Origin of the sequence: Marinicella gelatinilytica (assembly GCF_026410405.1) — a bacterium.
GTDB lineage: Bacteria > Pseudomonadota > Gammaproteobacteria > Xanthomonadales > Marinicellaceae > Marinicella > Marinicella gelatinilytica.
The window spans coordinates 1-281 of record NZ_JAPMLN010000047.1 but is presented as its reverse complement, the minus strand read 5'-3'; the positions used below and the strand labels follow the sequence as shown (position 1 = coordinate 281).

Genomic DNA, 281 nt, shown 5'->3' with positions numbered 1-281 from the left:
GGTAAAGGCCTACCAAGACTGCGATCTATAGCTGGTTTGAGAGGATGATCAGCCACATTGGGACTGAGACACGGCCCAGACTCCTACGGGAGGCAGCAGTGGGGAATATTGGACAATGGGCGCAAGCCTGATCCAGCAATGCCGCGTGTGTGAAGAAGGCCTTCGGGTTGTAAAGCACTTTTATATGGGAAGAAGTGTTGTGTGTTAATAGCGCATGGCATTGACGGTACCATAGGAATAAGCACCGGCTAACTCCGTGCCAGCAGCCGCGGTAATACGGA

1 rRNA gene is annotated in these 281 nt (G+C 52.7%); it reads left to right on the top strand.

Annotation, left to right across the window (positions count from 1 at the left end):
* A 16S ribosomal RNA gene (locus OS173_RS13290) occupies positions 1–281 on the top strand; the annotation flags it as partial.